General features: G+C 69.7%; 7 protein-coding genes and 1 pseudogene. 3 read left to right on the plus strand and 5 right to left on the minus strand.

From position 1 onward, the window contains the following. Nucleotides 1-14: 14 nt before the first annotated feature. Together ACZ6MA_RS31290 and ACZ6MA_RS31295 are read right to left on the minus strand one after the other, a co-directional pair. The gene (locus tag ACZ6MA_RS31290; RefSeq protein ID WP_469437966.1) at nt 15-1,253 is read right to left on the minus strand and encodes a DUF2398 family protein; all 1,239 of its coding nucleotides are present in this window, start codon (nt 1,251-1,253) and stop codon (nt 15-17) included. Beyond that, nucleotides 1,250-2,788 (minus strand): DUF2397 family protein, encoded by a 1,539-nt coding sequence (locus ACZ6MA_RS31295; RefSeq protein ID WP_469437967.1) that lies wholly within the window; start codon nt 2,786-2,788, stop codon nt 1,250-1,252. The genes ACZ6MA_RS31290 and ACZ6MA_RS31295 overlap by 4 nt, the downstream gene beginning before the upstream one ends. 750 nt (nt 2,789-3,538) lie before the next feature. On the opposite strand from ACZ6MA_RS31295, the gene ACZ6MA_RS31300 reads away from it, so the two are divergent. Continuing rightward, entirely contained in the window at nt 3,539-4,129 is a 591-nt protein-coding gene (locus ACZ6MA_RS31300) for a GNAT family N-acetyltransferase (protein ID WP_469437969.1), read from the plus strand. Between the two features lie 430 nt (nt 4,130-4,559). Here ACZ6MA_RS31300 and ACZ6MA_RS31305 read toward each other — a convergent pair whose 3' ends face one another. From ACZ6MA_RS31305 to ACZ6MA_RS31315, 3 genes are all read right to left on the minus strand, one after another. Beyond that, nucleotides 4,560-4,802, minus strand: coding sequence for a hypothetical protein (locus ACZ6MA_RS31305; protein WP_469437971.1), 243 nt, complete (start codon nt 4,800-4,802; stop codon nt 4,560-4,562). Then, on the minus strand, nt 4,799-5,164 hold the full coding sequence (locus ACZ6MA_RS31310; RefSeq protein WP_469437973.1) for a hypothetical protein: 366 nt from the start codon (nt 5,162-5,164) through the stop codon (nt 4,799-4,801). Before ACZ6MA_RS31310 ends, ACZ6MA_RS31305 begins: the two co-directional genes overlap by 4 nt. 349 nt (nt 5,165-5,513) lie before the next feature. Continuing rightward, nucleotides 5,514-6,125 (minus strand): hypothetical protein, encoded by a 612-nt coding sequence (locus tag ACZ6MA_RS31315; RefSeq protein WP_469437974.1) that lies wholly within the window; start codon nt 6,123-6,125, stop codon nt 5,514-5,516. Between the two features lie 818 nt (nt 6,126-6,943). On the opposite strand from ACZ6MA_RS31315, the gene ACZ6MA_RS31320 reads away from it, so the two are divergent. Next, nucleotides 6,944-8,074, plus strand: a complete 1,131-nt coding sequence (locus ACZ6MA_RS31320) for a hypothetical protein (RefSeq protein WP_469437976.1) — start codon at nt 6,944-6,946, stop codon at nt 8,072-8,074. Between the two features lie 245 nt (nt 8,075-8,319). Continuing rightward, nucleotides 8,320-9,181: pseudogene (locus tag ACZ6MA_RS31325) on the plus strand (hypothetical protein); the annotation flags it as partial.

Here is a 9,181-nt window from a genome sequence, read left to right on the forward strand (position 1 = left end):
CCATCACGTCTCCGTTACGTTCGCAGGGCCGGCGTCTCATTGCTGGGCAGGGCGGATGCGGTGCCGTCCCAGCGGGCGGCGGCGGGGGAGAGCCACCACACGTCCTCGTAGGCACAGGTGATGCGCAGCAGGTTCAAGTGTTCGAAGACTGTGCGGATCCGCTGCGCAAGGAGGAGCGGATTGCCGCGCAGTTCCCCGGCCCACCACGACTGCTCGGGCTCGCCGGCCAGACGGGTCAGGACTGTGAGAACGTCAGTGAATGCCATGCCGCTCCACCTGGGCCCCGGGGCATTCGCCGTGCTTGTGCCATCCGCGAGCAGGACGTCGCGCAAGCGCAGACAGGCATGTGCCACGGTGCCGCCTGACCGGCCGGGGAACGCGCCGGGACCGAGCTGCTCGTCACGGGTCAGGCGTTCGGCGGGCATGACGAATGCCCCGCCCTCAGCCCGCCGCTCGAGTCCCAGACCGTAGGCTGCTGCGACAGCAGCCCCTTGAGAGCCCAGCTGGCGGCTCATCCAGGACGCCTCGTCCTCGTCGAGATCCACGGTGTGCACGACAGCACTGTCGAGGAGCAACTGGCACACGCGTGTACCGGGATCGCCGGGCCGCTCAAGGGCGGCGAGCCACTGCGCGGGACTGTCGGCGGGGTCGTCCTGCCACTGGCCGTCCTCCTCCAGCGGGGGACCGTTGGCGATCACATGGCGCAGCCGATCGTGCCGAAGATCCAGCAGCACCGCCGGCTTCTCGTCGCGCAGCACCATCTCGACCCGGCCCTGGACCTCCTCGATCAGCCCTCGTTCCCGCAGCATGGCCAGCCCCTGCAGCATCAGCCGCAACTCTGCGGTTGCTCCCGTGACAGGGATCCCCCTCTCGCTCGCTGCGCTGCGTGCCGCGCTCACGAGATCCCCCAGTCCCACCCAGCGCGGCAAGCTGGACATGCCCGCCAGCAGCAAGAAGTACCAAGTACCTTCCGGGGCGGCCTCCCGCGGTACGGACACATCCTTGGGGTGCGGAGGGGGCTTGCGCAGACGCACCAGATCCCGACTGATCACCATCACGCGTCCCGCCCGGGCCACCACCTCACGCACCTGCCGCGCCCGGCGCTGAACGACCTCGATCGCGGCATCATCCCGGCCAGCCACAAGCCAGCATCGGCGCTCGAGCAACTGCACGATCTCGGCAATACGCTCCGCCTCAAGGACGTCCGCCTGCTCGTCGGCCGATGCCGCCACCGCAGCCTCCTGCCCGTTCAACGGACCACCTGCAGCGTCACCATGTCGCCGGCATCGGCCAGGACAGGGGCCGGTAGGTCACATGGCAGCTGCCCTGGCGGATGAAAGAAGGCGAGCCGGCCCGGAAGAACGATCCGCCACGAGACCCCTTCCACCGTCCCCGTCGTTGTCCCATCGACGCTCACCAAGGTGCACGCCAAGCCCTCACACACCCCCGTACGGCGTCCCTGCCGCGCCACGGCCTGAGCAGCTGCCATCGCCGCTCGAAGCGCCGCCCGCACCGCCGTATCCGACAGCGGACGCCTCCCCGACAGCACCTCACCCACAACCCTGCGCCGCTCAGCTTCCCGAACGGCCCGCCGTTCCGCCTGCACTGCGGCAGCAGCCTCGCGCCGTGGACCGGCCGCCACACCTCCGCGCGGCTGCGATCGGCCGGTCTGGCGCAGCAACCGAGCCACGCCTACCTTGGGGCCGTCATGCCACGACGGCGCGGAATCGTCCTCGTCCGGCGCGATGCTGTGCAGCTTGCGCCACGATCTGTCTCCCAGCGCCGCGGTCATCACTCTGCGTCCGTAGACGGGATGGCGGCACGCGACCGCTAGCGACAGTGCCCTGGCGCGAAATGTCGTGCCCCCGGCCCCGTGCAATCGCTGCAGGTTGCTGTGCATCACCGGAACCGACCGCACCAACTGCTGAGCAAAACGAGCAGCCCGTCCGCTGGAGGGACTGAACCAGGACACCAGCTGTTCCCAGTCCTCGGCCCGGGAGCCTCGCGACGCGGCCAGCACGCCCCGTTCGATTAGGCGTCCCGCCCTCGAAGCAGATTTCGCTGCCTCCGCCAGCGTGCCGAACGACGGACGCAAACTCATGAGACAGGCATGAACCCGGGCCACCGACCGGTCTAGCGACCACGCCACGTGCGTGGCATATCCCACCAGCAGGGTCTTCAGCTCCGCAGCACCTTCTGCGTCGAGATCGAAACGACGGGCCAGCTCCGACAACAGGTCGGCCTGCCCCACCAGCGCACTGTCCAGATGCTCATGATCAGAAAACAGCCCGTCCACGATCTCGGCCGTCCGGCCCCCTACGGTAGAAGGCCCCTGTGATAGCTCCTCCAGCGCCTTGACCATACGGTCCAGCGCCGACACCGGAACCTCCCGCTGCACGGCCCCTTCACACACCAGCTGCGCCCAGAAGCGCTGTACCTGCCGGCCGAGCGGCGTCGCCGCATAACGCCACCTGGATCCGTTGAGCTCCTCGTACCGGCTGACTTCCGAGTCTGGCTGAGGCAAGACTGCCTCGTAGGTCTTGTGCAAGGACCTCAGCCGCACAGCCACCACGGCCTCTGGCAGGGGAGCACGTCCTTGAGCCAGCTTGCAGGCGACCTCATGCGGAGTCAGGTCGACGACGGAATCCTCCAGCACCGCCATGACCGCCAGATAGTCATCCCTAAGCTTCGAGTGCAGGTAGCCCAGAGGCCTCAACGGGTCTCCGACCGGGACGCCCAGGCGCAACCACAGCTGCGCCACCTCTTCTTCCTCGTGTTCCTCAGTCACACAGAGACCGCCCATCCGATAAGCGATAAATGTCTTGAATGACTGTAAATGGTGCCACTGACAATCCCGGCAAAGCCCCCTCTCGGCAGGGCTGCCGAGTGCGATCGCTGACACGCCCACTGGGTACCGCATCAGCCAGGACGGTCCGCATCCGCGCCACACTGAGGTGACGCGCCCATCACGCGTAAGCGGCGGGTCCCCGGTGAAGGCCGGGGCCCGCCCGCGCGGAGCAAACTCCCGTTACGTGCAACCCGCTTCGAATTTCACTTGCGAGCGCCTTGAGCGCTCGATGACGCGCAGTGCAAGGGACTGGCTCGGCTCAAGGGGATGCGGCACCGTGCTGGTGTCGGACCCTCGTGGCGGCCGAGTCGGAGGTCGCCGAGCGCGCACGCCCGCTTGGCGCTGGCCGACCACGCCGCGACTTACGCCAAGCCGTAGAGAAGTCGTGGTGGACGACCCCGTTCCCCCCGGTGCCCCTGGTGATCTACCAAGGCAGTCACACCGACCGTCCCGGCCTCTACATGGCTATGTCCTGCTCGCGCCGTGCCAGGCACGGCTCCAACAGGTCCGGAACGGCACGCGTCGTCGACGGCTGCGACGGCTGCGACGGCTGCGACGGCTGCGACGGCTGCGACGGCGCGCAGGCGGTGTGTATGGAGGGGGATGCCTCGCGCTGTTGCTAACGGTGCCCCCCCCGGGAGTCCTCCCGAAAGCGCAGCTGGTTCGACCATGCCGTGTGACACTGCGCCGATGACCGAGATTGAGACCCCGCGCCTGGTCCTGCGCCGTTTCCGGAGCCAGGACGCGGCCCCCATGGCGGCCTACCGCAACGACCCGGACATAGCTCGCTACCAGGCATGGCCCTCGCCCCTCACGCCCGGAGCCGCTACCGACCAGGCCCGTGTCTACAGCGAACAAGATCCCGAACAGCCCGGTTGGTTCCAGTACGCCATCGAACTGAAGGCCGATCGGAGCCTGGCGGGCGACCTCGGCGTGAACCTCCACGACAACCGCCTGCAGGCCGACCTCGGCTACACCCTCGCCCCGGCCCTACACGGCCAGGGATACGCCACCGAGGCCGTTCGCGCCGTGCTCGGTCACCTCTTCGGCCGGGGGCTGCACCGGGTCTGTGCCGAATGCGACGTCCGCAACACTCCCTCGGCCCGCCTGCTGGAACGCGTGGGCTTCGATCTCGAAGGCCTACGCCCCGAGTTCACCTTGAATATCAACACCGGCATGTGGACCGACACCCTCCTCTACGGCCTGCTGGCTCGCCGCTGGCAGAAGCCGGGAGCCGGCCCACAGCCGACAGCAGAGATCACCTGGCTTCAGCAGCGGTAGCCGCGGAGCCGACATCGGCCTTGGCGCGCGGGCGGGGCCGGGGTCCGGGTGGTGGACGACGTGGTGCCGCTGCCAAGTGATGGCGGTAGGCCGGCCGGTGGCGGGGTCGGTGGCCCAGTAGGCCAGGTGTTGGTGGGCGTCGACCCACAAGTGGACTTCGCTCGGGACATCCGCTTCTCGGTCTGCCGTTCTCGCGGCCGCCCTCGCTCCGGCCTAACCGGCGTTCGCCGCCGGATGCCTGGTGCCCGGCCTGCGTTTGCCGCTGGTTGACGACCCCGTCCCGCTTCGCCGTTTCCCGGTTTCTTCCCGCCCGCGGGCCCGCTGCCACTGCCCTGTGCCACTGCCCTGTCCTCGTTTCTGCCCCTCGGCATGACGGAGGCCCCTCGCATCTGGCTCGTTGCGGGGGCCTCGGGAGCGGGCATAGGGGAGTTCACGGTGGTCCGACAAGCCGGACCACGGTCACAGTCAGGATGCTCGTCGAGACCATGTAGCGCAGGATGACGCTCTCTACCACGGCCTCCCGCCGGTCCCGGTCATTGCCGACCGCAGTTGAGCCGTGTCCGTAGGGGGCCATGCCGATAGTGCCTTCGACCTTGGCTCTGAAGGCGGCCGGGTCTGGCAGCTTCCCCAGAGCTTCTGAGGCCGGAGGGGCGAAGGCGACGCGGTAGCTCATGCAGCGGCCACCGCGGAGACCGATGCTTGCCGCTCGGCCAGAAGGAGCACGTCAACACGGTCCAGGTCGTCTCCCGGGATCACGTGGAGCGCCCACTTGCGAATGACCTTGCCTGCCGTGCCCGGCGCGGCAATGGCGATCTCTTCCTCAAAGGCGACACGATCCTGCTCCGCAAGGACGGCCTGGAGGTCCTTCACCGTGAGCGGTACCTCGAAGTCTTCGCCGCCAAAGCTGACCTTGACCGGCCCACTGATGCTGATCGTACGGGGCTCACGATCCAGCTCGGCGAACGCAGCCTCCTGGGCCTTGATCCGCCGTACGAGGGCTTCCTCGTCCCGGTCGTATGGAATCACCTCTGCCATGGCTCCTCCTCGATATCCGCTCGGGCCCACGCTACCGGCACAGCCAGCTCCAGTCCTGGGCCTCGCCAGAACTTGCCCCAGAGGGACCCTCAGCCCCTGCCAGACGAACCGGGCTCCCGTCGGTCCGCATGCCGTCTCGCCTCGGCCCTGCGGCCGGCCGTCCGCTGTCGTGCCCTCCGTGTCCGCCCCGGCTTGTCCGCGCCGCTTCCGGCCGTCCCGTCGTCCGCCCGCGTCCTCTGCCGGTCGCCCGCAGTGCGGGTTGGGTTGTTCACCATGCTTCGCTGTGTGCGGGCTGGCGCATTAGCAGCGTGAGGGTGCCGTGGATCTCTCCGTATGGAGAAGAAGTTGCCTACGGCGCCGGATAGTACTTCGTGCCTTTTGTGGCGCCCTCGGTTCTGAGCTCCCCTGTACTGCGGCCGAGGAGTAGTTGCACGTAGTCCTTCTTGTGCCCGCTGCTCTCGGCGAGTTGGCGGACGGTCTGACCGGGGTTCTCACGGAGCAGTGCCATGATTGCGCGGCGGTGTTCCTCAAGCGGGTCAGGCGCTGGCGCCCCTGTTCCGAGTTCGGCAACAACGAGGTCTTCGACTGCATCCCTCAGGTCTTCAAGGCTCTGGTACTGCAATCTGTCGTAGCCGCGTACGTCGCTCGGGACATCGTTTGGGTCTGTCTTCTCCGGGTTGAAGGCGATAAAGGCCCTGCTTCCAAGGCCTCGGGCGATCCCGTACTCGAGTGTGACGTTGGCGTTCCAGCCCGAGACGTCATAGATGCCGAAGGACGCAGACTCGATCATTCTGATGATCTTCTCGAGCACAGTGCCAGTTTCGACCCGCTGTTCGGCGAAGACGAACTGCACCTTAAGGGCCCTCTGCATTGTGGTGTATGTCCGCTTGTAGGCAGCACGGTCCTGGTAGAGCGCCCATGGGTACGCGATGAAGATGCGTCGGTTCTCCGGCGTCGTCATGATCTTTCCTCCGCAGCAGGGCGCGCTCATTTCCAGCGTGAAGCCTTTGTCCGCAGCTCGCACGGGGGCCATCCGCTCCGGTCTCCACCGCGGGGGATGTGCCCTCTGTGTCGGTCCTGCCCGCCGTTGTCTGTCGTGCCCTGCCTGTCCGCCTCTGCGCGTCTGCGCCTCTTCCTTCCTCTTCGCTCCTGCCTGGCCCCGCCCCGCTGCTCTCGCTGTGCCTCGCCCCCGCCCGGGCGGGGGCGCCCGGGCCTTGCCCCGTGCCCGCTCGCCTCCGCCGCCGCTGTTCTCCGCCTCTCCTTCCTCTCGTCCCCAGTTTGTTACGTGTCTTCTGTGTTCCTGTTGGCGTCTGCTGTTACGGGTCGGGTAGGGTGTTACGTGTCTGGTGGGGTGTGTGTGAACTCTCTTGTGCTGCTGGGCTGTTGGTGCCTGGTGAGGCTTCTGCCCGCTGTTTTCTCTGTCCTGGTGTCCCGCTTCTCGTCGTCTGCCTGGAGCCGTTGATGTCGCCTGTCCCCGCCCCTGTGTGCGGTCCGGCTCGGGTCGTGCTGGGGTCGGAGTGCTCCATGCCGCGCCCCTCGGCTGTGTCCGGCCCTGCCGGGCTGCCCGTGCCCGTGCCCGTGGGTGTGGGAGCGCCGGGTCCCTCGGCGCCGGCGTGCCCGGTCGTGTCTGGTGTGCCCTTCAGTACGCCGCCTGCCGTGCCCGCTGTCGGCTTGGCTGGTGCCTCCGGCGGTAGCCCGGATGCGATCGCGGCTGGTGCCCCCGGCGGTGGTGCTCCGGTTGCCGCCTGGGCCGGTGCCCCGGCTGCGATCGCGCCCGCCTTGGGCTCCGCCCCGCGCCCGCTGCCGGATCTGCTGCCCGCCGGTCTGCCCGCCGGTGTCCCGGCCGGTGTCGCCAGCGCTCAGCCGTTCCCGGCTGCCTCGCTGTCGCTGTTGCCGTCTCTGGTGGCGTACGCACCGCCTTTGGCCCGTGACAGCCTCCGTTGTGTGTGTGGCCGGTACGGGCCGACGGCCGGGGAGTCGTTGTGTCGTCCGTGCCGCGGGCAGGCGGTCGCCGAGCACGGGGAGCGTCTGGCCGCTCTGCTGGCCGCGGTCACGTTCGACCACCGGGGCATCCGCCTGCACTGGTCCGGGCCGGGTACGGATCCGGAGTGCTTCACCGCGCGTGTGCGGTTCACCGCCCCGGACGTCCTCGACCCGTCCGGCCCGGTGCTCGCCATGCACTGGTTTGAGCACTGGGCGGACGATGAGCTGATCGCCGCGTGCGCGCACGGCGCGAGTGACGCCGAGGTGTTGGCCCTGGCGGTGGCGCAGGCCCACTACGGGCTCGCCACGCTCCTGGTCCACGAGGTAGGGGAGTGGTTCACCTACCGCGGTCGTCAGGTCTTCCCGCCCCACCGGCCCGATCCGTGCCTGCCGCTGGACGAGGACAACGGGCCGGATGGTAACGGCGCGGTCGTCCTGTGGCTCACCTACGGTCCCGCCGCTGCGGCCGGTCCTGCTGCCAGCCGGCCGGGCGTGGTCCGCGCCCCGGTGCCGGTGACGCGCCCGGTGTCCGCCCCTGGCCCCGGTGCCGGGGAAAGCAGGCCGTGCTGCCTGGTGCCGCCGCCGGTGCCTCGCCGGGCGGCCGGCCGCCGGGTGGACCCGGCGGATGTCGCCACCGGGCCGGGCCAGTTGCTCACGCTCTCCCCGTACGGCCCCGCCGTGACCGCGCCCGATAGCGCCGCGCTCACCTCCGGCACCTGGTCACCGCCCCAGAACCACCACCAGGACGACGAGGACGGCGAAGCCGTGGAGCGGGAGCTGCGCGATATCCACCACGCCCTGGTGATGTCCGAGCTGACCATGCTCGCCGCTCACCTGCAGGTGCACCACGCGCCCGTACTGACCCCCCTTCCGGGCCCGTCCGGTCCCGGTGTCGCCTGGCACGCCCGCCTCGCCTATGACGGCTGATACCCGCCGCCCCGCCGCTCTGCCGCTCGTCGTTGACCGCCCGCCCCTGCCACCCCTGTTGGAGCTTGTTGATGTCTGCCGCATCGTCGCCGGACCGCGCCGCATCCCCCGCCGCTGCCGGTGCTGCGCCCCGTGCCGCCTCTGGCTCCTCCGCTGCCCCCGCGGCCCTGGCCGGGGGCAGCGCCCTGGCCGGGGCCTTGGCCGGGGCGCTGGTCGACGTTGTCGCCGACCGGGAGATCTTGTGCGTGACCGGCCCCGCCGCCACCGCTGCTGTGGAGGGGGCCGTCACAGCACGCCAGACGACCGACCCGGGCCTGACGGCCGTGTGGGTGCGCGTGGGCGCGCAGCGAGACCGCTCGGCCATGAGCCGGGCCCTCTACACCGCCCTCGGGCTCGACCAGCGCCGGCCCCGGCCGCGGATCCTGGCCGACGCCGAGGAGATGATCGCCGGTGAACTGAGGCGCTCTGCCCGCCTGGTGGTCGTGCCCGACGCCCACCGGCTGCGCACCGACGCTCTTGAGCTGCTGTACGGGATGTGGGCGCACCGGGCCCCCGACTGCTTCGCGCTGGTTCTGGCTGGTGATGAGCGTCTCGACCGTGTTCTGAAGCGCCCCGCGCTGGCGAGTCTGGTGCCTGTGTGCCTCTGGCACCGCCTGCCTGCCGCTGGTGGGCTGCCCTCCGCGCCTGTCTCTGCTCCCGCCGCCACTGTCCTCACGGAGCCGTTGATGCCGCCCACGTCGCCACAACCCGCTGATGCCGTTGTGCCCGGCCCGGACGCCGTTACCCCGGACGCTGCCGTCCCAGGCACTGCGCCCGGTGCTGTGCCCGGCCCGGACGCCGCGGCTGCCAGGGCGGAGGGTGCGCCCGGTGCCGCCGTCTCCGCCTCGGCTGCCACCGTCCGCCCTGCCGCCCCTGCCACCGTCCGCCCGGGTTCCGGGGCTGCTCCCGCTCCGGCGTCTGCCACGGGAACGGCAGACGCCGCGGGCCCCGACGTCTCGCTGCCTGCACCGGTGGCCCCGTTGCTGGTGTCGGTGGCCCGGCCGCTGCTCTACCAGCTGGTCGACGCCGCCCAGCACGAGAACCAGGTGGCGTTGATCGCGAAGGGCC

This window comes from Streptomyces sp. NPDC042259 (assembly GCF_055582085.1).

What these genes read in the sequence shown, in the direction of transcription:
- ACZ6MA_RS31315 (WP_469437974.1), bottom strand. Translation starts at nt 6,125, where the DNA reads ATGACGACGCCGGAGAACCGACGCATCTTCATCGCGTACCCATGGGCG.
- ACZ6MA_RS31310 (WP_469437973.1), bottom strand. Translation starts at nt 5,164, where the DNA reads ATGGCAGAGGTGATTCCATACGACCGGGACGAGGAAGCCCTCGTACGG.
- ACZ6MA_RS31305 (WP_469437971.1), bottom strand. Translation starts at nt 4,802, where the DNA reads ATGAGCTACCGCGTCGCCTTCGCCCCTCCGGCCTCAGAAGCTCTGGGG.
- ACZ6MA_RS31300 (WP_469437969.1), top strand. Translation starts at nt 3,539, where the DNA reads ATGACCGAGATTGAGACCCCGCGCCTGGTCCTGCGCCGTTTCCGGAGC.